The following is a 20880-nucleotide window of genomic DNA, read 5'->3' as shown; positions in this document are numbered from 1 at the left end:
GTCGCGGGGTGCTCCTTCGGGCCGCGTTGCCGTCTCGTCCAACCTCGCTGTGCCGCCGAGGTGCCCGAACTGGACCCGGTGGGCGGGACCCATTGGTCTCGCTGTGTGCGCCACCCTTCGGCCGAGGTGGCCGTCCAACCCCGGCCCCGCGGAGGCGCCCGTGCTTGAGATCGACGCATTGACGGTCGGCTACCCCGGCCGGGGCGGACAGGGCGGACAGGGCGGACAGGGCGGGCCGGTGCTGACCGACGTGTCGCTGCGGGTCGACCGGGGCGAGATCCTCGCCCTGGTGGGGGAGTCCGGCTGCGGCAAGTCGACGCTGGCCCGGACCGCGGTCGGCCTGCTCACACCGGATCGCGGTGTCGTGCGGGTCGCCGGGGCGGACGTGCACAGGGCGCGGGGCCGGGCGGCGCGCGACGTGCGGCGCCGGTGTCAGATGGTCTTCCAGGACGCCGGGCTCTCGCTGAGCCCGCGCCTGAGCGTCCAGGAGGCGATCCGCGAACCGCTGCGGATCCACAAGGCCGGCAGCCGCGCCGAGCAGAAGGCCCGTGTCGAACACCTCCTGCACACCGTCGGGCTGGAGCGAGAACTCGCAGACCGACGCCCAGGGGAACTGTCCGGTGGACAACGCCAGCGCGTCGCCATCGCGCGCGCCCTCGCTCTGGAACCGGACGTGCTGATCTGCGACGAGCCGGTCACCGCGCTCGACGTCTCCATCCAGGCCGGGGTGCTCAACCTGCTGTCCGAACTGCGGGACCGGCTCGGCCTGGCGTGCCTGTTCATCGCCCACGACCTGGCCGTCGTGCAGCGGCTGGCCGACCGTATCGCGGTCATGTACGGCGGGCGGGTCGTGGAGCAGGCCGCCAGCGCGACGTTCGCCGTGGCACCGCTGCACCCGTACACCAGAACTCTGCTCGCAGCGGCACCAGCGCTGAACTCCCCTCATCGCCGGCGACCGATCGAGGAGTCGGGGACCCGACCCTCGCCCCCGCCGGCCGCCCAGGACGGGTGCGGCTTCCGCGCCCGGTGCCCGGACCGTGTCGCGGCCTGCGAGACCAGACCGCTCCTGATCCCGCTGGCAGCCCCGCAGCCCCGCCCGGCCGCCCACGCTGCCCACTACGTGGCCTGTCACCTGCCCGGCTCAGGCCGCCCCTCGTCCGATCACCAGCGGAAACCCGGAGAAATCCATGACCGACACCGCCGAACACAGCGGCACCTGGACCGATCTGCTCACCCGCTGGGACCGGCAGCAGGACCTCTACATCGAACAACGCGAGCGCCGCTTCGATGTCATGTTCGACTTCCTCGGCGAACTCGCCCCAGGGCCCGCCCCCACCGTGCTCGACCTCGCCTGTGGCCCCGGCGCGATCAGCGACCGGCTGCTGCGCCGGTATCCCGAGGGCCGCGCCGTCGCCGTCGACGTCGACCCGGTGCTCCTCACGATCGGGCAGGGCGCGTGCGGGGACCACGGAGGCCGACTGCGCTGGGTCCGGACCGACCTGCGCACCCGCGACTGGGTCACCACCCTCGACGAGGACGGCAAGCCGGGCACCTTCGACGCGGTCCTGTCCAGCACCGCGCTGCACTGGCTGAGCCCGCCGGAACTCGTCGCTGTATATCGAGCCGCCGCGACTCTGCTCAAGCCCGGTGGCGTGCTGATCAACGCCGACTACCTCCCGGCCGGCCCGCGGAACAAGCGGATCAGGGGAGCCTGCGCCGCCGTCAACGCCCGCCGACAGTCCGCCGCGCTCGCCGGCGGCGCCGAGGACTGGGAGACCTGGTGGAAGAACGTGGAGTCCGTGCCCGCCTTGGGCGAGGCCGTCGAGACCCGACGCCGGATCTGGCCGGAGGGCACCAAGGACGAGTGGGCCTCCCCAGGCGTCGACTATCACGAGGCCGCGCTCCGCGAGGCGGGCTTCGCCGAGGTCGACGTCGTGTGGCAGGACATCGAGGAGCGGGTGCTGATCGCGCTGATGCCGTGACGGCCGGTCGGGCTGCTCACGCCTGCTTCGTCGCAGAGTTGCATCGGAGCCGGACGCCGGTGGCGACACGCTCTCATGGTCAGCAGGTCGGCGGCGGCAGGCCGGTCGAAAACAACTCCTCTCGCGTCGCCTGCCACCGCGCGCCGGCCGATTTCGCGCGCAGCTCCTACCGCGCGATGCGCCGGACGGGCCGGTAATTACAGGGGTTGGGGGGCCAGGGAACGGGCGGGGTGGCGGGGGCCGAGGAAGACGACGATGCCCTTGCCACCGGGGGAGGGGTGGGTGGCCTGGGTCCAGCCCTGGTGGCGGTAGAAGGACATGGCCCGTGGCGACCGGACGGACGTCAGCAGCCAGGAGCGGCCCTCGGGGGCGTCCTCCGTGACCGCTTCCAGGAGGTCGCCCGCGAGGCCGGTGCCCCGGGCATCGGCGCGGACCGCGAGCTCGTCTATCTCGCGGGCGCCGACGAGCCAGTCGGCGGTGTGGTCGGCGCCCAGACCGGCCGCCGCCTGGGCGTAGCAGCGGTCGGTGGGGAAGGGAGCGAGGGTCGTCCAGGCGGTGGCGAACCCGAGGATCTCCCCCCTCTCTACGGCGGTTACGGCGGTGAAGCCCGGCCGACGTACGTTCGCCGGGAGTCGGTCCTCGAACTCCGTTGCCTTCTCCTCGTCCTCGTTCCAGGGCGGGGCGCAGAAGGCGTCGACGTACACGGAACGCAACTCGGCCGCGTGGGCGAGCAGTTCGGCGCCCTTGAAGACGCGGATGACGATGCTCATCAGGCCGCCACCGCCCTCGTCGGCGCAGCGATCGGGTGCAGGGCCGCGTACGCCAGCGGGGCCGACGGGTCGATCGACACGTCCAGCGGGGCGGGTTCGGCTCCGGCCCGCACGAGAAGGTCGCCGACGGCGGCGATCATCGCGCCGTTGTCCGTGCACAACCGCAGCGGCGGTACGCGCAGTCGGATGCCCGCGGCCCGGCAGCGCTCCTCGGCCAGCGACCGCACACGTGAGTTCGCGGCAACTCCTCCGACCACGACCAATGTGCCCACCCCGTACTCTTCACAGGCAGCGACCGCCTTGCGGGTGAGTACGTCCGCCACCGCCTCCTGGAGCGAGGCAGCCCCGTCGGCCACGGGCAGTTCCCGGCCGGCGTGACCTTCGGCCCAGCGGGCGGCGGCCGTCTTGAGTCCCGAGAAGGAGAAGGCGTACGGCTCGTCGCGCGGGCCGGTCAGCGGGCGCGGGAAGGGGACAGCGCGCGGATCCCCCGCGCGCGCTGCCCGGTCGATGGCCGGCCCGCCGGGATACGGCAGTCCGAAGACCCGCGCGACCTTGTCGAAGCACTCCCCGGCCGCGTCGTCGAGGGTGTCGCCGAGATGGAGGATCGGGTCGCGGGCCAGATCGCGGACCAACAGCAAGGACGTATGTCCACCGGAGACGATCAGCACCATGCAGGGGTTCGGCAGTGGCCCGTGCTCCAGGGTGTCGGCGGCGACGTGACCGGCGAGGTGGTGGACGCCGTACAGCGGGACGCCCAGCGCGTACGCCACTCCCTTCGCCCCCGCGAGGCCCACTTGCAGCGCGCCGGACAGGCCAGGCCCGGTGGTGACGGCGACGGCGCCGATGTCGGACAGTCTCAAGCCGGCCTCGTCCAACGCCTGCTGGATCACCGGACGGACGGAGTGGACGTGTGCCCGGGCGGCGATCTCGGGGACCACCCCGCCGTAACGGGCGTGCTCGTCCATGCTCGACGCCACCGCATGCCCCAGCAGCCGCCCGTCCCGGACCAGGCCGGCACCGGTCTCGTCGCAGGACGACTCGATGCCGAGAACGATCGGAGAGCCCATCGCCCACCTCCTATTGCAACTCGATCGCAATAACGAACCTCTTGCAAGAAGATACCGGGCTGCGCAAGACTGAAAGAGGGTGCGGGGCGCCGTCTTGCCTGACACGTCCAGTCCTCGGACGCAGCTCCGCACCCTCCCGGCTCTGCGTCACGTCCATTCGTTCAGACGGCGCATCGCGAGCACCGGCCGTAGACGAGCAGCGATCCCGATGCGTCGGGCCGCAGCCCGGTCAGCTCCTCGATCCGCCCCGCCGCTTCCGTCAGATGTTCGCGGGCCAGTGCCGCGACATGGCCGCACAGCCCGCACACGATGTGGTGATGCGGCTCGCCCGTGATGCCATAGCGCGTCGGGCCCGGACCGGGGACCGCGTGGACCAGGCCCACGGCCGCCAGGGTTTCCAGGGTGCGGTAGACCGTGGTGGTGTGGACGGCCTTCCCCCTCCGTGCCAGTCCGGTACGGGCCTCGGCGGTGGAGAGATGGAGCCCGGATGCATGCAGGAGCGCGAGGGTGCGCAGACGGCCCGGTGTGCAGCGCAGTCCGTGTCGCATCAATGAGGCGCGGTGCTCCGGCTGTACGGTCTCCGGCCGCTGGTCGCGAGTCTCTTGCAACAGTACGAACGCCCCCTGGCTGTGCGACGCGACCGCGGTCCTAGGACCAATGCCTGATCAGCGTGCGACCTTTTTGCTGTTAGCGTGCAGCTGCACATCGTTCGCAATTATGACGGAGGACGTTGGACATGCCGGTGTACAGCCTCCCGGAGCTTCCGTACGACTACTCGGCGCTCGCTCCGGTCATCAGCCCGGAGATCATCGAGCTGCACCACGACAAGCACCACGCGGCCTACGTCAAGGGCGCCAACGACACGCTGGAGCAGCTGGCGGAGGCCCGGGACAAGGAGTCGTGGGGGTCGATCAACGGCCTGGAGAAGAACCTGGCCTTCCACCTCTCCGGCCACATCCTGCACTCCATCTACTGGCACAACATGACCGGTGAGGGCGGCGGCGAGCCGCTGGAGAAGGACGGCGTGGGCGAGCTGGCGGACGCCATCGCCGAGTCCTTCGGGTCCTTCGCGGGCTTCAAGGCGCAGCTGTCCAAGGCGTCGGCCACCACGCAGGGGTCGGGCTGGGGTGTGCTCGCGTACGAGCCGCTGAGCGGGCGCCTCATCGTCGAGCAGGTCTACGACCACCAGGGCAATGTCGGCCAGGGCTCGACCCCGATCCTGGTCTTCGACGCCTGGGAGCACGCCTTCTATCTCCAGTACAGGAACCAGAAGGTCGACTTCATCGAGGCCATGTGGCAGGTCGTCAACTGGCAGGACGTCGCCAAGCGCTACGCCGCCGCCAAGGAGCGCGGTGACAGCCTGCTGCTCGCGCCGTGAGCGTGGTGATGCCGTAGCCGCGTCGGCGCAGATGTCCTGCTCGTGATCGTCTTCTCAACCTTCACTTGCAGGCGGTATGACGAAGGGCTTCCGCGAGGACGTGACTCGCGGGAGCCCTTCGGCTGTCCCGGTTCGCGGTCAAGGGAGGCAGCGCGCAGTGCTTTCGTGCGCGGGCGTGTGCTGCGCTTCACCACGGCTCATCGCGCCGCGGGCGTATGAGATGACGTGTCCTTCTGCCATGATGGCCCGCGACAAAGGCGACGGCGGAACGAGGAAGCCGGTGTGAATCCGGCGCGGTACCGCCACTGTGATCGGCGAGCGGATCCCGAACAGACCACTGCCCGGACGCGGGTGGGAAGGCCGGGACGAGCACTGACCCGAGAGCCAGGAGACTCACGCGGTCGCCTCCTCGATGTGACTGGGGCGGATTTCCCCGGGGAGGCGGGTGTGTCGGGATGCCCATGGCGGTGTCGCGGGACGGTGCGGTGCCGTGCCGGGTCGTGGTGTGCCGGGACTGCTGCTGTGGCAGTCCGAAGGTGACCGGTGTGGACCACGGTGAGCAGACCGCGCGTCTGGCCGAGGACGCCCCGGTCCGGGTCACCGAGTGTCTCGACGTGTGCGAGCAGGCGAATGTGATCGTCGTGCAGCCTTCGTCCGAGGGGCGTGCCGCCGGTGGCCGTCCCGTCTGGTTCGGCCTCGTCAACGATCCCGCCGCGACCGAGGACATCGCCGCCTGGGTACGGGCGGGCGGACCGGGCATCGCGGAACTGCCGGACATCCTGGACCTCTACCTCTTCACCCCGCCTCGGCGTGCCCGGGCCGGGAACTCCGTGTCATCGGCTGCCGCGGCGGCTCGACAGCTGCCGCGCCTGACTCGACGCGCCTGACTCGACGACTCCCGACCCGACCAGACCCGCCCTGAGCGCCTCGACGCGATCGATTTCAGCCACTCCGGCCGGCTGTCGTACCCGGCCGTCCTCCGGACCACCTTCCAGTCCGGACCGTTCCCGTTCCACCCCGCGGTGAGAGGACCCACCCCATGATGGGCAAGCGCCCGATGTCCCTGCTGTCGGCGATCGCTGCCGCGGCCCTGCTGATATCCGGCTGTGGTGGGAGCGCCACCCGGGACGACGCCGCGCGGTCGGGCTCCGCCGCCGACGGCTTCCCCGTCACCCTCTCCAACTGCGGTGTGAAGACGACCTATCAGCGTCCTCCGCAGCGCGCGGTGTCGCTGAACCAGCACGCGACCGAGGTCATGCTGGCGCTGGGCCTGGAGAAGTCGATGGTGGGCACGGCCTACCTCGACGACAAGATCCTCCCCGAGTACCAGGACGCGTACGACGGCATCAAGGTCATCGCGAAGGAGTACCCGTCCTTCGAAACGCTGCTCGCCGCCGAACCCGACTTCACCTACGGGGGTTTCGCCAGCACCTTCGACGAGAAGGAAGGCCGCAGCCGCGACGCCTTGTCCAAGGCCGGGATCAACTCCTACCTGAACATCGAGGAATGCCCCTCCGGGCCCGTGACCATGGACGCGATGGACCGGGAGATCCGGAACGTGGCCAAGATCTTCGGGGTGCCGGAACGAGCCGACAAGGAGCTGAAGAAGCTCCACGCCACCCTCGACACGGTCGAGAGCAGGCTCGCCGGAGTCACGCCGGTCAAGCTCTTCGTCTACGACAGCGGCGACAAGACCGCCTTCACCGCCGGCGGGGCGGGCATCGGCAACGAGATGATCAAGCAGGCGGGCGCGGTGAACCTCTTCGCCGACGTGGACAAGGCGTTCGGCGACGTGTCGTTCGAGCAGGTGGCCGAGCGTGCGCCCGAGGTCATCGTCATCTACGACTACGGCGACCAGTCGGTCGAGGACAAGAAGAAGTTCCTGCTGTCGAACCCGGCACTCAAGGACGTACCCGCCATCAAGAACAAGCGGTTCGCCGTGCTGCCCCTGTCGTCCACGGTGCTGGGCGTCCGGGTGCCGGCCGCCGTGGAGTCCCTGGCTCGCCAGATCCACCCGGATCGCTTCAAGTGAGCGGCGCGACCGACGCGGCGGGCGTGACCGAGGAGAAGGACGCGGGCGCCGGATCGGAGGCGAGCTTCCGGAGAGCGGTCGGCGGTGACGTCACAGTCCCGGGCCACAAACGGATTCCCTACCCGCTCGTGCTCCTGGTGCTCGGCGCGCTCGTCCTGGTCTCGGCCACGTTCGGGATCGCCGTCGGATCCATCAGCGTCCCGGCTGACCAGGTATGGGGCATCCTGCTGCACCGCGTGCATCCGGCGCTGGCCGACCCGACCTGGACCCCCGTCCGCGAGACGATCGTCATCGACGTACGGCTGCCACGGGTCCTGTTGGCCGGCGTCGTCGGCGCGGGCCTCGCCGTGTGCGGGATGGCCCTGCAGGCCCTGGTGCGCAACCCCCTCGCGGACCCGATGCTGCTCGGAGTGTCGTCCGGCGCCTCGGTCGGCGCGGTGCTTGTCGTCGTCTTCAACGTCACGCTGTTCGGGGTGTTCTCGCTGCCGGTGGCGGCGTTCCTCGGTGCTCTCGCCGCGCTTGTCGCCGTCTACTTCCTGGCCCGGTCCGGCGGACGGATGACCACCGTGCGGCTGGTGCTGGCGGGCGTGGCGATGGCCGAGGTGTTGTCGGCGCTCGCCAGCTTCCTGATCGTCACCTCCGACGACCCGCACAAGACGCAGTCGGCGCTGCGCTGGATGCTCGGCGGGCTGGGCGGCACGACCTGGACGGTGGTGTGGATCCCCGTCGGTGCCGTCCTGCTCGGCACGGCCGTCCTGCTCGGTGTCTGCCGGTCCCTCAACCTGCTACTGGCGGGGGAGGAGGCCGCGGTCGCGCTCGGTCTGGACGTGCACCGTTTCCGTGCCGCGATGTTCACGCTGGTCGCGTTGATGATCGGCACGATCGTCGCGGTCAGCGGCCAGATCGGCTTCGTCGGCCTGATCATGCCGCATGTCGTACGGCTGCTCGTCGGCGCCGACCACCGCCGCGCGCTGCCCGCCGCCGCGCTGCTCGGCGCGGCCTTCCTCATCGCCGCCGACCTGGCCGCGCGCACCGTGATGAGCCCGGAGGAGATCCCCGTGGGCATCCTCACCGCCCTGGTAGGCGGCCCCTTCTTCCTGTGGCTGATGCGACGGAGGACAGCATGACGCAAGACAGCGTGACGCAAGACAGCGTGACGAGGAAGACAGACGCAGCGACCGGCGCGATGACGGCCACGGCGGCACCCGGCACCCTGGCCGTGGAGGACGTCTCGGTGGTCGTCGAAGGGCGGGCGCTGGTGGACCGGGCGTCCCTGCGCGTGGCTCCCGGCGAGGTGGTGGGGCTCGTCGGCCCCAACGGCGCGGGCAAGTCCACCCTGTTGCGCACGGTCTACCGAGCCCTGCGCCCGACCGCGGGCCGTGTGCTGCTCGACGGGCAGGATGTCCGGCGGATGTCCGGCAAGAGCCTGGCGCGCCGACTCGCCGCCGTTCTGCAGGAGTCGGCCGCCGACTTCGAGCTCTCGGTCCACGACGTGGTGGCCATGGGCCGCACCCCGCACAAGCGGCCCTTCGACGGGGACGACGCCGACGACCGCGCCATCATCATGGCCGCGCTGGACGAACTCGACGCGGCCGGCCTCGCGCAGGCCCCCTTCACCCGGCTGTCGGGCGGTGAGAAACAGCGCGTGCTCATCGCCCGGGCCCTCGCCCAGCGGGCGGGCACGATGGTGCTGGACGAGCCGACCAACCACCTCGACCTGCGCCACCAGCTCGACACCCTGCGCCTCGTCCGCCGGCTCGGCGTGACGGCCCTCGTCGCCCTCCACGACCTCAACCTGGCCGCCGCGTTCTGCGATCGGATCTGCGTGATGGACGGCGGCCGCGTCGTGACCACCGGGCCTCCCGCGGAGGTCCTCACCACCGAACTACTGGCCGATGTCTACCGCGTCGACGCGGAGGTGACCAAGCACCCCCGCACCGGCGTACCGCACATCACGCTGCTTTCCGGTGCCGATCGCTGCGGAAAGGGGTGATGATTCCTTGACGGCGGCCTGATGCGCCGCGTGTTCCATGAAATGCCGAGGATATTTCCTCGCCATGCTCGTCATGCTCGGAGCCTGAATTCGGCACACCCGAATTCGAATAGGAACGACCCGAATTCGGCCCATGACCATACATACGGGAGTCGATGTGAATGCTCTGCGGCAGGCACCCGCGCCCGCAGTCGCCGAAGCCCTCAAGGACATCGCGTCCCTCGGTTCCTTCTTCGCGATCGAGCTCGGCGGCCCGGACGCCGGATGGCACCCCGTCGAGGAGACCTACGCCCGCGGCATCGCCGACCTGATCACCGCGACCGCCGACCGCTACGACACCCGCGAACTGCGCATCGGCGCCTCCATCGTGCAGCTCGGACACGCCGCGCGCCTGTGGTCACCGGCGCTTGCCTGCACCGTCGTGCACGGCATCGTCCCCGACCTGACCAGCCTGTTCCGTGCGGACGACGGCCCCGCACTGCGCCTGCCCGCAGCCCCCATCGGCTGGTACGCGGCCGGGACTCCGCAGCTCACGGACGTGCTGTACGAGATGGTCATGACCCGGCATCTGGACGCACTGGCCGCCGGACTGCGCGTCAAGGTGGCCCCCGGACTGCTCGCAGGCAACGCGGCCTCTGCGCTCGTCGAGGCGGCCCGAGCCGTCCTGGCGGCGAGAGCGGATCTACGTGAACCCCTCGCCGATCTCGTCGCCGGCCTGCTCAACACCGGCCGGCTGGCCGGTACCGGAAAAGTCGTCGGACCCGATCTCGGCTTCCTCAGGCGTAGTTGTTGTCTGTATTACCGGGTGCCTTCGGGAGTGAAGTGCGAGGACTGCTCGCTGGCCGGATGAATTCCTCGGCACCCGACCGGAAACGGGTATTGCGAATTCGATTCGGCCGCCCTACCCTCTTAATGCAACCAGCTCGCAACTGCATGGGATGTGCATGAGAGTTGGCAGGTCCTGTGCTCCGGTCTGAGGAGGACCCATATGGCACACCACGGCTGGGCCGAACCCGAGGAACCCCAGAACGGCCTGAAGTCCCACACCCCGGCGATCGACGCACCGTTCGAGTGGCGTGAGGACGTCGAGGACGAGCAGACCGAAAGCTGAGCACCGCGGCGGGGAGTGACGCGCCGTCACTCCCCGCCGCCTGCCCCCGCACGCGCCGTACCGCCGAACCGGAGAGGAACGCGAAACGCCGTGCTGCCAGGTCTGATCGAACGGGTCACCCGCGACCGCCCCCGTGTCGAGACCGTGCCGAGCTGCGTCTCGTACAGCGCCCATCTGTCGGCACGCTCGGCGTCGGCCCCTTATGTCGTCGACACCGTCACCGGTGGCGCCGCGCTCGGGGACCACGACCGGGCGCGCGACGCAGCCATGGGCGAGGCGGTCGAACGCTACTGCGGCAACGCCGTTCCGCCCGCACTGCCCCTCGCGTCCTACGGGCAACTGGCCCGAGCGGGGACGCCCGCGGTCGACCCTCGTGAGTTCGCTCTCTACTCGCCTTCCCAGTACGCCCAGCGCGGCTTCCCCTTCGTTCCGATGACGCCGGATCTGGAGATCGCCTGGGTGCCGGGCACGGACCTCACCGACGGCGACGAGGTCCTCGTCCCCGCGTCACTGGCGTACGTCAACTACTTCCGTGGCCCGCACGCCACCGAGCCACCCACCAACTACCCCCTTCTGGCGGGCACGGCAGCAGGTCGCAGCCCCGAACAGGCGCGGCGCGCCGCTCTGGAGGAAGTGCTGGAACGCGACGCCGTCACCGTGTGGTGGCTGAGCGGCGCGCAGGCAACGGCACTCGTCCCGGAGCCGGGCGGTCCAGTCGCCGCCGCGATCGGCGAGGCTCAGGCGGCCGGCCTCCAGGTGACCCTCCTGCTCATCCCCTCCACCTGCGACGTCACGGTCGTCGGGGCGTTCATCGAGGACGCGGCCCGCCGACTGGTCGCGTTCGGCAGCGCCTGCCGCTCCACCGTCGAGGCCGCGGCGGCCAAGGCGCTCACCGAGGCCGTCGGCATGCACGAGACCGGCCTGGAACTGCTGGAACACGACGGCGACTTCTGGACCGGAGTCCGCGCGGGCCGTTACAGCCACCGCCCCTACCGTCCGTACCGGAGCGACCGGGCCTACCGGGACGACTTCCGGGCCGATCTGCGCGACATCAACGACGTACGCCTTCACGTGCAGTACCACCTGGACCCGCGCACGCAGGGCTCCCGGCTCGACCGGCTGCGCGCGCCCGGCTCGCCCCGTCCCGCGCCGCCCGGCGCCAGCGGCGGCACCAGGACCACGTCAGACCCGCGCGCCATAGCCGTGGATCTGACGACACCGGAGGTTCGGGCCGCGGGCCTCCACGTCGCCCGCGTGCTCGTGCCCGGACTCAGCTGCAACGCCCCGGCCGCCTTCCCCTTCCTGGGCGGGCGCCGGCTGTACGAGGAACCGGTCGCCCGAGGCTGGGTGCCCCGCCCCCTCACGGAGGCGGACCTCCAACTCGAACCCCTCCCGTTCTCCTGACAGTTCCACACCGCACGCGACCCCCGTCACCACACACGAAAGGAGCCCGCATGCGCCTCGGGCTGGCCCTCGGCTACGGCGGAGAACCGATCGAACAGGTCCTGCCGATCGTCGAGCACGCCGAGCAGATCGGTGTCGACTCGGTGTGGAGCGTGGAGGAGTACGGCCCCGACGCCGTCAGCGTCCTCGGCTACCTCGCCGCCAGGACCGAGCGGATCGAACTCGGTACCGCCATCATGCAGATCCCGGCGCGCACCCCGGCCGCCACCGCCATGACCGCGATGACCCTCGACATGCTGTCCGGCGGCCGTTTCCGGCTCGGACTCGGCCTGTCCGTCCCGTGGATCGTCGAGGGCTGGCACGGGCAGCCGTACGACCGACCGCTGCGGCGGACCCGCGAGTACGTCGACATCGTCCGCCGGGCGATCGCCCGCACCGAGCGCGTCGCACACGACGGTGAGATCTACCAACTCCCGTACCGGGGCCCGGGATCCAGCGGGCAGGCCCGGCCGGTGAAGTCGGAGATGACGCCGCTGCGCCCCGACATCCCGCTCTACCTCGGCGCGATCGGCCCCCGCAGCGTGGCGCTGACCGGCGAGATCGCCGACGGCTGGCTCTCGGGCATGTACGCGCCCGAGCACGAGAAGGCCCTGACCGGTCCCCTGGACGAAGGTCTCGCGCGGGCCGGCCGCGCCCGCGACGACATCCGGATCTGCCCGATCCCGTACGTGGCCCGCGCCGACACGGTGGAGGAGGGTCGCGACGAACTGCGGCCGCTGTTCGCCCACCTGATCGGCGCGGTCGGTCCCGGCGTACGCAACACGTACTTCGACGTGGCCTGCCAGATGGGGTACGAGGGTCCGGCCCGCGACCTGCGGACGCTGCTCGCCGACGGCCGCAAGGGCGAGGCGATCGCGGCGGTCCCCGACACGCTGATCGACCAGGTCGCCCTCGTCGGCCCCCTCCCCGCCATCATCGACCGGATCATCGCCTGGAAGGACTCACGCGTGGACACCCTGATCCTGCTCGACCGGGACATCGAGCTGCTGGAAGCCGCCCAGGCCGCGCTGTGACCGACGGTTTTGCGACCGAGGCATCGCCGAAGGGCCCTGCTGGTGGAGAGCAGGCCCCGCCGGCCGTCCGGGGCGTGTGGAGGCTGGCGTACCCGCTGCTGGTCGCCGGGCTCACGCAGATCGTCCTGAACATCGTCGACACGGTCATGCTGGCCCGTCTGTCCACCGACGCCCTGAGCGCGTTCGCGCTCGCCGCGCCGGTGTACCTGGTCGCGCTCATCGTCGTACGGGGCTGGGCGACCGCCGTTCAGGTGCAGGTCGCCCAGCGGCACGGCGCGGGACGCCCCGACGAGGTCGCCCGGGTCGTGCGGGTCGGCCTGGTCACCGCGCTCGCCGCCGGTTGCGTCGTCGGGGCGCTGCTGTACACGCTGGCCACGCCCATGCTCACCCTGCTCGGGGCCCCGGAGGACCTGGTGGGCCCCGGCACCGCTTATCTGCGCGTCCTCGCGTGGGCCGTGCCCGTCGCCGCGGTCTCCTTCACCTTGCTGGGCGCCTGCGCCGGGATCGGCGCCACCCGGGTCTCCATGTACACCGCGCTGCTGGTCAACGCGGTCAACCTGCCGCTCGGCCTGCTGTTCATCTTCCGGGCCGGCCTCGGCGTCACCGGCGCCGCGATCGCCACCCTGGTCGCGACCGCCGCCGGAAGTGGCTACCTGCTGCTGTACTGCCGCACCCGCCTGCCCCGGGCGACCGGCGACGCCGCCGACAGCAGCCGGGACATCACACGCGGCCTGTGGCGCATCGGCTGGCCGGAGATGAGCACGATGGGCATCGGCTACATCAACGAGGCCCTGCTGGCGGGCTTCGCCGCACGGATGGGCACACACGAACTGGCGGCCTACCGCATCGTGGACAACCTGCTCCTCGTGGTCTTCACCGTCCTCGCCTCCGGAGCCTCCGCCGTGATGGTCCTGGCAGGGCAGGACCTCGGCCGGGGCGACACCGGCCGCGCCGATGCCTGGCACCGCGCGGGCACGCGGCTGCTGCTGCTCATGCTCGCCTTGCCGTCGGCGGTGGCCCTCGCCCTCGGCCCGCCGCTGATCTCCCTGGTCACCGAGGACAAGGCGGTGGCCGAACTGGCCTGGGAGGCCACGCCCCTGGCCCTGCTGAGCATGGCGCCGATGGTGCTCGCGATGTCCCAGGGTTCGCTGCTGCGGGCAGCGGGCGACAGCCGGTCGGTCATGACCGCGTCCGTCACCGCCGACTACACGACCCTCATCCCCCTCGGCTGGCTCCTCGGCGTCCACCTGGGCCTCGGACTCCCCGGCCTGTACATGGCCTGGACGGCGTTCGCCGCGCTGTACGCCGTGTTGATCCATCTGCGGTACAGGCGCCGCTTCCGGCGCCGGTCGTGATCCGCTTCAGCGGCCGGTGCCGTCCTCGAACGGGCGTGCCTCCGCCGCCGTAACCGCCTCCCCGGACCGCACACCGTGCAGGACATGCGCCACAACCTCCGCGCCACGGACCACGCGCGGGCCGGGGCGGTTGAAGTACGCCGGGCCGTCGAGCACCCACACCCGGCCGGCACGGACGGCGGGCAGGTCCGCCCAGCCGGGCAGTGCGGTCAGCAACTCCCTTTCTCTCAGCGTCCGTTCGGGAGCGAAGCCGCAGGGCAGCACCAGGACGACGTCCGGTCGGGCCGCGCGTACGGCCTCCCAGGTCATCGGCTTGGTGTGTTCGCCGGGTGTGGCGAGCAGCGGTTCGCCCCCGGCGCTGGTGATCTGCTCCGGCACCCAGTGTCCGGCGGGCCACAGCGGGTCGAGCCACTCGATGGCGACGACGCGCGGCCGGTCCCGCCCCGCCACGGCACCGCGCACCTGGTCGAGTCGAGCCCACAGCTCCGCCCGACGCCGCTCGGCCCGTTCCCGCACACCTAGCAGGTCGCCGACCGTGACCAGACAGTCCAGTACGTCGTCGAGGGTGCGCGGCTCCAGGCTGAGGACGCGGGTGTCGGCGTCCAGGACACGTACGGCCCGGCTCACCTTCTCGTACGACACGGCGCACACGTCGCACAGGTCCTGGGTGAGGACGACGTCCGGACGGAGCGCGGCCAGGGCCTCGGTGTCGAGGATGTAGAGGGACGAGCCGGAGTGCGCCGAGCCGCCCACGGCGTCGGAGATCTCGCGGCTGGTGAGGTCGTCCGGGGTGAACTCGGCACCTGTCACGACCGGTACGCCGGTCACCGCCGCGGGTGGCCAGTCGCACTCGTGGGTCCGGCCCACAAGCCGATCGACGAGGCCGAGCTCGGCCACGATGTCGGTCGCGGCGGGCAGCAGGGAGACGATGCGCATACCGCGACCCTAGGCGCCCGACGTCATCGGCTGCACTGTCGACTGTCTGCGCGGCGCGATCGAGGACCTGCCGCGCCGCCACCGGGACCTGACTTCTGAACCGCTCAGAACCGCGGATGACACGTGAGGACGAACACATGACGACGTAGCTGAATGCCTCCCCGGCCCGTGGGAGATCCGCTGTCTGCCTGGCGGGCAAGCCCGACGGTGATGAGGAGCCGCGGGAGGCGTTGGCCCGGGACCTGGAATTCGAGAGGACGGGGATTTCTGGCGCCGGTTCGCAGGGTGCGTCGTTGAGAGGGAAGCATCACTGGAACATGACCCAGGGCGTTGGGCCCTCTTCATGCCTTGGTCGTGGCGGCGCCGCGCGTCCGGGGCCGGGACGCTCGTGGCGTCCCGGCCCACTAAGACCTACGGTCAGGAGGCGGGCAGCTCGCCTCGGACCGTGCGGGCGGCGGTGACGAGGTTTTCCAGCGAGGCGCGGGTCTCGGGCCAGCCGCGGGTCTTCAGGCCGCAGTCGGGGTTGACCCACAGCCGCTCGGCCGGGATCGCCTTCAGGCCCGTGCGGAGCAGCCCGGCGGCTTCCTCGGCGCTGGGGACGCGCGGGGAGTGGATGTCGTAGACACCCGGCCCGGCCTCGCGCGGATAGCCGTGTGCGGCCAGCTCCCGGGCCACCTGCATGTGCGAGCGGGCTGCCTCCAGACTGATGACGTCGGCGTCGAGGTCGTCGATGGCCTGGACGATGTCGCCGAACTCGGCGTAGCACATGTGGGTGTGGATCTGGGTGTCCGGACGGACGCCGGCGGTGGTGAGCCGGAAGGCTTCCGTCGCCCATGCCAGGTAGCGGGCGTGATCCGCAGCGCGCAGCGGCAGCGTCTCGCGCAGTGCGGGCTCGTCGACCTGGATCACCGAGGTGCCCGCAGTTTCCAGGTCGTTCACCTCGTCGCGGAGGGCGAGGGCGACCTGACGGGCGGTCTCGCCGAGGGGCTGGTCGTCCCGGACGAAGGACCAGGCGAGCATGGTGACCGGCCCGGTGAGCATGCCCTTGACCGGCTTGTCGGTGAGGGACTGGGCGTACGACGTCCAGCGCACCGTCATCGGCTCGGGGCGGGAAATGTCCCCGGCCAGGATCGGCGGGCGGACGTAGCGGGTGCCGTACGACTGGACCCAGCCGTGCTGCGTGGCCAGGTACCCCGTCAGCTGTTCGGCGAAGTACTGGACCATGTCGTTGCGTTCGGGCTCGCCGTGTACCAGGACGTCGATGCCGGTCTTCTCCTGGAAGGAGATGACTTCCTGGATCTCGGTCTTGATGCGTTCCTCGTAGCCGGCGGTGTCGATCCGGCCTGCGCGCAGGTCCGCCCGCGCGACGCGCAGTTCGCCGGTCTGCGGGAACGAGCCGATGGTCGTGGTCGGCAGCAGCGGCAGCCCGAGGTGGGCGCGCTGCGCCGTGGCGCGTTCGGCGTACGGCTGGGAGCGGCGGGCGTCGGCGTCCGTGACGGCCTCGGCACGGTTGCGTACGGCTGGGTCGCGGGTGATCGGCGAGCTCGCGCGGGAGGCCAGGTCGGCGCGGTTGGCGGCGAGTTCGGCGCTGATGGTGTCGGTGCCCTGGGCGAGGCCGCGCGCGAGGGTGACGATCTCGGCGGTCTTCTGCCGGGCGAAGGCGAGCCAGCGCAGAATCTGCGGTTCGATGTCCCGTTCCAGGCCCGTGTCGAGGGGCACGTGGAGGAGGGAGCAGGAGGCGGCGACGTCGACCCGGTCGGCGAGGCCCAACAGGGTGCCGAGGGTGGAGAGGGACTTCGACAGGTCGTTGATCCAGATGTTGCGGCCGTTGACGACACCGGCGACCAGGCGCTTGCCCGGCAGCCCGCCGACGGCGGCGAGCGCGTCGAGGTTGGCCGCGGCCGCCTCGGTGAAGTCCAGGGCGAGTCCCTCGACGGGGGCCTTCGCCAGGACGGGAAGCGCCTCGCCGAGCCGGTCGAAGTACGACGCGACCAGCAGCTTCGGCCGGTCGGGCAGTGCCCCGAGGTCGCGGTAGGCGCGCTCGAGGGCGTTCAGCTCGGCCGGGGTGCGGTCCTGTACGAAGGCGGGCTCGTCCAGCTGCACCCACTCGGCGCCGGCCGCGCGAAGGTCGGCGAGCACCTCGGCGTACACCGGCAGCAGGCGGTCGAGCAGGGTCAGCGGTTCGAAGTCCGCGGAAGCGCCCGGCGCGGGCTTGGCGAGGAGCAGGTAGGTGACGGGGCCGACCAGGACCGGGCGGGCGGTCAGGCCCAGCGCCAGGGCCTCCCTCAGCTCGGCGACCTGCTTCGTCGAGTCGGCCGTGAACACCGTGTCCGGGCCCAACTCGGGTACGAGGTAGTGGTAGTTGGTGTCGAACCACTTGGTCATTTCCAGCGGCGCGACATCCTGGGTGCCACGGGCCATGGCGAAGTAGCCGTCAAGGGCGTCGGCTTCGACAGCGGCGCGGTGGCGCTCGGGGATCGCGCCGACCATGACGGTGGTGTCGAGGACGTGGTCGTAGTACGAGAAGTCACCGGTCGGCACCTCGTGGACGCCGGCGTCGGCGAGCAGCCGCCAGTTGGCGGCGCGCAGATCGGCGGCGGTGGAGTGGAGGGCGTCGGCGGTGACGCGGTCCTTCCAGTAGCCCTCGATCGCCTTCTTCAGTTCCCGGTTCGGGCCCTGGCGGGGGTAGCCGTACACGGTGGCCCGTGCTGCCGCGGCTGCGGACTTGCTGGTCACGGAGATCTCCTTCGCGAGACGATTCCCTGAGATCCCGGAGACGGGACGAGAACGCGAAGGGGTGACGAACCGGACGGAACCGACCTCGCGCGGCACAGCGCGGTCGTCCGCCTGGTATGTACGCCGACCCGCCCTCGAGGTCACCGAGATCTCCGCGCGCGGAACGGTCCGCGCACGGGCAGGTGGCAGGTCTTCGGACTCGTGGGCACGCCCTCGTCGTTCACCGAGGAGGACACCTACTGGCCGTCGCTTCCCAGGCCCGGTACGTCGGACCCAGTGCGTATGACGGCGGTCGTTCCCGCTCACCGCTGCGGGGCAGTCCCGGATTCCCACCGGGTTCCCTCTTGCGACACCCCGCCTGGCGGGCGGGGCGAACCAGCTGCTCCGGCCACCCTACGGGGTGTCGCCCGTCGGGCAAGGGGGCGGTCCAGGATCTGGAAGGTGACACAGAGCACGGTGGAGGAGGAGCGCCGAAGGCGGGAAGCGCCGCACTCGCGCTTCCCGCCCTTCCCAGTCGCGCCGCGCGGGACCCTCACCCCTGCGGCGGTGCGGGCCCCTCAGCCCGCGTCGTACCAGGCCCTCAGCCCTGGTCGTAGGTGTGGAAGCCCCGGCCGGTCTTGCGGCCCAGCAGTCCCGCCTCGACCATGCGCTGGAGGAGCGGGGGAGGGGCGTAGAGGGGTTCCTTGAACTCGTCGTAGAGCGACTCGGCGATGGAGGCGACGGTGTCCAGGCCGATCAGGTCCGCCAGCTTCAGTGGGCCCATGGGATGGGCGCAGCCGAGCTCCATGCCGGCGTCGATGTCGGTGGCGGTGGCGAAGCCGGACTCGGCCATCCGGATCGCCGACAGGAGATACGGGATGAGGAGCGCGTTGACGACGAAGCCCGCCCGGTCCTGGGAACGGATCACCGTCTTGCCGAGGGTCCGGGTCGCGAAGTCCTCCACCGCGGTCGTCGTCGCGGCCGACGTGTGCAGCGAGGTCACGACCTCTACCAGGGGCAGTACGGGCACAGGGTTGAAGAAGTGCAGCCCGATCACGTGGTCGGCGCGGCTGGTGGCCATGCCGAGCCGCATGACCGGCAGGGAGGAGGTGTTGGTGGCTAGCACCGCCTCCGGATCCTCGACGATCTTGTCGAGCGCGGCGAAGATCTCGGTCTTGGCGTCGGCGTTCTCGATGACCGCCTCGACGACGAGCTGCCGGTCGGCGAGGTCGTCCAGGCTGCTGGTGAAGACGAGCCGGGCGAGGGCGTCGCCGGCGGCTTCCCGCGTCAGCTTGCCCCGTAGCACGGCACGGTCCAGGGAGCCCGCGATCCGGTCGCGGGCGGCGCGGGCGGCGATGGCGTCCGCCTCGCAGACCACGGTGTCGAGCCCCGCCCGTGCGCACACCTCGGCGATGCCCGCGCCCATCTGCCCGCCGCCGACGACGCCGACGCGTCCGATCGCCGCGCTCATGCCCGGGCCTCCGTCCCTCGCACGAGGTGCCGGGTGTAGGCGTCCGGGGTGAAGAACAGCGGCAACTCGCCGACGAGAGCGGTCCGTTCGAAGAGGGCGCGGATGTCGTCCACCGGTGCCCACGGGTACTCGGCGCCGAGCGCTGCCACCTCGTCGTAGAGGATCTCCTCCACTGTCGCCCGGTCGATGACCCGGTGCCGTAGCCACTGCCAGATCTGGACGCGGGCGATCTCGGCGGTGGCCGCGTCCTCCATCAGGCCGTTGATGGCGACCGCGCCCTGCCCGCGCACCCAGGCGGCGAAGTAGCGCAACGCGACGCAGACGTTGGTGCGGACGCCCTCCGGGGTGGGCGGCCCGCTGATCCGGCGCACCGACAGCAGGTCGGCCGGCGTCACCTCGACGTCGTCACGGGTTCGGTCCAGTTGGTGGGGGCGGTCACCGAGGACACCGTCGAAGACCTCGCGGCAGACGGGGACGAGTCCCGGATGGGCGACCCAGGAGCCGTCGAAGCCGTCCTCGGCCTCGCGCTCCTTGTCCAGCCGGACCTTGGCGAGCGCGGCCTCGTTCGCGGCGGGGTCCTTGCCGGGCACGTGGGCGGCCATGCCGCCGATGGCGTGGGCGCCGCGCCGGTGGCAGGTGCGGACGAGGAGTTCGGTGTAGGCCCGCATGAAGGGGGCCGTCATCGTCACCTTCGCCCGGTCGGGGAGGAGGAAATCGGTGCGGTGGCCGAACGTCTTGATCAGGCTGAACAGGTAGTCCCAGCGGCCCGCGTTGAGTCCGGAGCTGTGTTCGCGCAGTTGGTAGAGGATCTCCTCCATCTCGAACGCGGCGGTGATCGTCTCGATGAGAACGGTGGCCCGGATCGTGCCGCGCGGAATACCGAGCAACTCCTGGGCGAGCACGAAGACGTCGTTCCAGAGGCGGGCCTCGTAGCGGTTCTCCAGCTTGGGGAGGTAGAAGTACGGGCCGTACCCGGCGTCGATCTGACGCTGGGCGCAGTGGAAGAAGTACAGGCCGAAGTCGACGAGGGCGGCGGGCACGGGCCGGCCGTCGTACGTCAGGTGCTCCTCGTCGAGGTGCCAGCCGCGCGGCCGGACCACGATGGTGGCGAGTTCCTCGCCGAGCCGGTACTCCTTGCCCTCCGGTGTGGTGAAGTCGATGCGGCGCTCGACAGCGTCGAGCAGGGTGAGCTGGCCGCCGATGACGTTGTCCCAGAGGGGCGCGGTGGCGTCCTCGAAGTCGGCCATCCACACCTTGGCACCGGAGTTGAGGGCGTTGACGGCCATGCGCCGGTCGGGCGGCCCGGTGATCTCCACGCGCCGGTCGGTCAGACCGGGCGCGGGCGGTGCCACCCGCCAGGTCGGGTCGTTGCGCACAGCGGCCGTGACCATGGGGAAGTCGAGAGGCGAGCCCGACGCCAGCCGTAGTACCTGCCGACGGCGTTCCTTCATCAGGTCCCGCCGACGCGGCTCGAACGCCTCGGCCAGGCGGCCGATGAAGTCCAGGGCGGCGGGGGTGAGGATCTCGTCGTGCCGGTGTCCCGGAGCGGCGAGGACGCGGACGTGGTGGGTGAGTGCGGTGGTGGACATCGGG

The 20880-nt window shown here is 71.1% G+C and carries 18 protein-coding genes, 1 pseudogene and 2 riboswitches; of the genes and pseudogenes, 12 read left to right on the top strand and 7 right to left on the bottom strand.

The genetic code is table 11. The features are described from left to right. Positions 1-49: 49 nt before the first annotated feature. Positions 50-1051 (top strand): annotated as a pseudogene (locus ACFZBP_RS03075) (oligopeptide/dipeptide ABC transporter ATP-binding protein); the annotation flags it as partial. Positions 1052-1187: 136 nt separating this feature from the next. After that, positions 1188-1982, top strand: coding sequence for a methyltransferase domain-containing protein (locus ACFZBP_RS03070; protein ID WP_391409540.1), 795 nt, complete (start codon positions 1188-1190; stop codon positions 1980-1982). Between the two features lie 197 nt (positions 1983-2179). On the opposite strand, the gene ACFZBP_RS03065 is transcribed toward ACFZBP_RS03070, so the two are convergent. From ACFZBP_RS03065 to ACFZBP_RS03055, 3 genes are all read right to left on the bottom strand, one after another. Next, positions 2180-2752 carry a GNAT family N-acetyltransferase gene (locus ACFZBP_RS03065; protein ID WP_391409539.1) on the bottom strand — a complete coding sequence of 191 codons (573 nt, stop codon included), beginning with the start codon at positions 2750-2752 and terminating at the stop codon, positions 2180-2182. Further along, on the bottom strand, positions 2752-3819 hold the full coding sequence (gene tsaD, locus ACFZBP_RS03060) for a tRNA (adenosine(37)-N6)-threonylcarbamoyltransferase complex transferase subunit TsaD (protein ID WP_391409538.1): 1068 nt from the start codon (positions 3817-3819) through the stop codon (positions 2752-2754). The genes ACFZBP_RS03065 and tsaD overlap by 1 nt, the downstream gene beginning before the upstream one ends. A 161-nt stretch (positions 3820-3980) precedes the next feature. Beyond that, positions 3981-4427: a transcriptional repressor gene (locus ACFZBP_RS03055; RefSeq protein ID WP_391409537.1), complete on the bottom strand. Its 447-nt coding sequence runs from the start codon at positions 4425-4427 to the stop codon at positions 3981-3983. A 128-nt stretch (positions 4428-4555) separates the two neighbouring features. Here ACFZBP_RS03055 and ACFZBP_RS03050 point away from each other — a divergent pair, with 128 nt between their 5' ends. From ACFZBP_RS03050 to ACFZBP_RS03005, 10 genes are all read left to right on the top strand, one after another. After that, positions 4556-5197 carry a Fe-Mn family superoxide dismutase gene (locus tag ACFZBP_RS03050; RefSeq protein ID WP_391409536.1) on the top strand — a complete coding sequence of 214 codons (642 nt, stop codon included), beginning with the start codon at positions 4556-4558 and terminating at the stop codon, positions 5195-5197. Positions 5198-5418: 221 nt separating this feature from the next. Next, positions 5419-5613: riboswitch (cobalamin riboswitch) on the top strand. 39 nt (positions 5614-5652) lie between these two features. Further along, a complete protein-coding gene (locus tag ACFZBP_RS03045) occupies positions 5653-6084 on the top strand; it encodes a (2Fe-2S) ferredoxin domain-containing protein (protein WP_391409535.1) in 432 nt (143 codons plus the stop codon). Positions 6085-6236: 152 nt separating this feature from the next. After that, complete coding sequence (locus tag ACFZBP_RS03040; RefSeq protein WP_391409534.1) at positions 6237-7229, top strand: ABC transporter substrate-binding protein; 993 nt, start codon at positions 6237-6239, stop codon at positions 7227-7229. After that, positions 7226-8356 (top strand): iron chelate uptake ABC transporter family permease subunit, encoded by a 1131-nt coding sequence (locus tag ACFZBP_RS03035; protein ID WP_391409533.1) that lies wholly within the window; start codon positions 7226-7228, stop codon positions 8354-8356. Before ACFZBP_RS03040 ends, ACFZBP_RS03035 begins: the two co-directional genes overlap by 4 nt. A 59-nt stretch (positions 8357-8415) precedes the next feature. Continuing rightward, a complete protein-coding gene (locus ACFZBP_RS03030) occupies positions 8416-9222 on the top strand; it encodes an ATP-binding cassette domain-containing protein (RefSeq protein ID WP_391410330.1) in 807 nt (268 codons plus the stop codon). Positions 9223-9355: 133 nt separating this feature from the next. Beyond that, complete coding sequence (locus ACFZBP_RS03025) at positions 9356-10072, top strand: (2Fe-2S)-binding protein (protein ID WP_391409532.1); 717 nt, start codon at positions 9356-9358, stop codon at positions 10070-10072. A 138-nt stretch (positions 10073-10210) separates the two neighbouring features. Continuing rightward, positions 10211-10333 (top strand): hypothetical protein, encoded by a 123-nt coding sequence (locus ACFZBP_RS03020; protein ID WP_391409531.1) that lies wholly within the window; start codon positions 10211-10213, stop codon positions 10331-10333. Between the two features lie 90 nt (positions 10334-10423). Further along, positions 10424-11737, top strand: a complete 1314-nt coding sequence (locus tag ACFZBP_RS03015) for a YcaO-like family protein (RefSeq protein WP_391409530.1) — start codon at positions 10424-10426, stop codon at positions 11735-11737. A gap of 50 nt (positions 11738-11787) precedes the next feature. Continuing rightward, positions 11788-12810 (top strand): LLM class F420-dependent oxidoreductase, encoded by a 1023-nt coding sequence (locus ACFZBP_RS03010; protein ID WP_391409529.1) that lies wholly within the window; start codon positions 11788-11790, stop codon positions 12808-12810. A gap of 74 nt (positions 12811-12884) precedes the next feature. Further along, the gene (locus ACFZBP_RS03005; protein ID WP_391409528.1) at positions 12885-14165 is read left to right on the top strand and encodes an MATE family efflux transporter; all 1281 of its coding nucleotides are present in this window, start codon (positions 12885-12887) and stop codon (positions 14163-14165) included. Between the two features lie 6 nt (positions 14166-14171). Here the strand turns inward: ACFZBP_RS03005 and ACFZBP_RS03000 are convergent, their stop codons facing one another. The 4 genes from ACFZBP_RS03000 to aceB form a co-directional block, all read right to left on the bottom strand. Then, positions 14172-15101 (bottom strand): ABC transporter substrate-binding protein, encoded by a 930-nt coding sequence (locus ACFZBP_RS03000; RefSeq protein ID WP_391409527.1) that lies wholly within the window; start codon positions 15099-15101, stop codon positions 14172-14174. A 417-nt stretch (positions 15102-15518) separates the two neighbouring features. Then, positions 15519-17837, bottom strand: coding sequence for a 5-methyltetrahydropteroyltriglutamate--homocysteine S-methyltransferase (metE, locus tag ACFZBP_RS02995; protein ID WP_391409526.1), 2319 nt, complete (start codon positions 17835-17837; stop codon positions 15519-15521). Between the two features lie 187 nt (positions 17838-18024). After that, positions 18025-18183: riboswitch (cobalamin riboswitch) on the bottom strand. A 234-nt stretch (positions 18184-18417) separates the two neighbouring features. Next, entirely contained in the window at positions 18418-19287 is an 870-nt protein-coding gene (locus ACFZBP_RS02990; RefSeq protein WP_391409525.1) for a 3-hydroxybutyryl-CoA dehydrogenase, read from the bottom strand. Continuing rightward, positions 19284-20876 carry a malate synthase A gene (gene aceB, locus ACFZBP_RS02985; protein ID WP_391409524.1) on the bottom strand — a complete coding sequence of 531 codons (1593 nt, stop codon included), beginning with the start codon at positions 20874-20876 and terminating at the stop codon, positions 19284-19286. The genes ACFZBP_RS02990 and aceB overlap by 4 nt, the downstream gene beginning before the upstream one ends. Positions 20877-20880: the final 4 nt, after the last annotated feature.

Source organism: Streptomyces sp. NPDC008086, assembly GCF_042957325.1.
GTDB lineage: Bacteria > Actinomycetota > Actinomycetes > Streptomycetales > Streptomycetaceae > Streptomyces.
This window is presented reverse-complemented; position numbering and strand designations above follow the sequence as displayed.

Excerpts from the sequence above, each read along its gene's own strand:
- ACFZBP_RS03045 (WP_391409535.1), top strand. The coding sequence starts at position 5,653 with ATGCCCATGGCGGTGTCGCGGGACGGTGCGGTGCCGTGCCGGGTCGTG.
- ACFZBP_RS03050 (WP_391409536.1), top strand. The coding sequence starts at position 4,556 with ATGCCGGTGTACAGCCTCCCGGAGCTTCCGTACGACTACTCGGCGCTC.
- aceB (WP_391409524.1), bottom strand. The coding sequence starts at position 20,876 with ATGTCCACCACCGCACTCACCCACCACGTCCGCGTCCTCGCCGCTCCG.
- ACFZBP_RS03030 (WP_391410330.1), top strand. The coding sequence starts at position 8,416 with ATGACGGCCACGGCGGCACCCGGCACCCTGGCCGTGGAGGACGTCTCG.
- ACFZBP_RS03010 (WP_391409529.1), top strand. The coding sequence starts at position 11,788 with ATGCGCCTCGGGCTGGCCCTCGGCTACGGCGGAGAACCGATCGAACAG.
- ACFZBP_RS03025 (WP_391409532.1), top strand. The coding sequence starts at position 9,356 with ATGACCATACATACGGGAGTCGATGTGAATGCTCTGCGGCAGGCACCC.
- ACFZBP_RS03070 (WP_391409540.1), top strand. The coding sequence starts at position 1,188 with ATGACCGACACCGCCGAACACAGCGGCACCTGGACCGATCTGCTCACC.
- ACFZBP_RS03000 (WP_391409527.1), bottom strand. The coding sequence starts at position 15,101 with ATGCGCATCGTCTCCCTGCTGCCCGCCGCGACCGACATCGTGGCCGAG.
- ACFZBP_RS03020 (WP_391409531.1), top strand. The coding sequence starts at position 10,211 with ATGGCACACCACGGCTGGGCCGAACCCGAGGAACCCCAGAACGGCCTG.
- ACFZBP_RS03040 (WP_391409534.1), top strand. The coding sequence starts at position 6,237 with ATGATGGGCAAGCGCCCGATGTCCCTGCTGTCGGCGATCGCTGCCGCG.
- ACFZBP_RS02990 (WP_391409525.1), bottom strand. The coding sequence starts at position 19,287 with ATGAGCGCGGCGATCGGACGCGTCGGCGTCGTCGGCGGCGGGCAGATG.
- tsaD (WP_391409538.1), bottom strand. The coding sequence starts at position 3,819 with ATGGGCTCTCCGATCGTTCTCGGCATCGAGTCGTCCTGCGACGAGACC.
- ACFZBP_RS03065 (WP_391409539.1), bottom strand. The coding sequence starts at position 2,752 with ATGAGCATCGTCATCCGCGTCTTCAAGGGCGCCGAACTGCTCGCCCAC.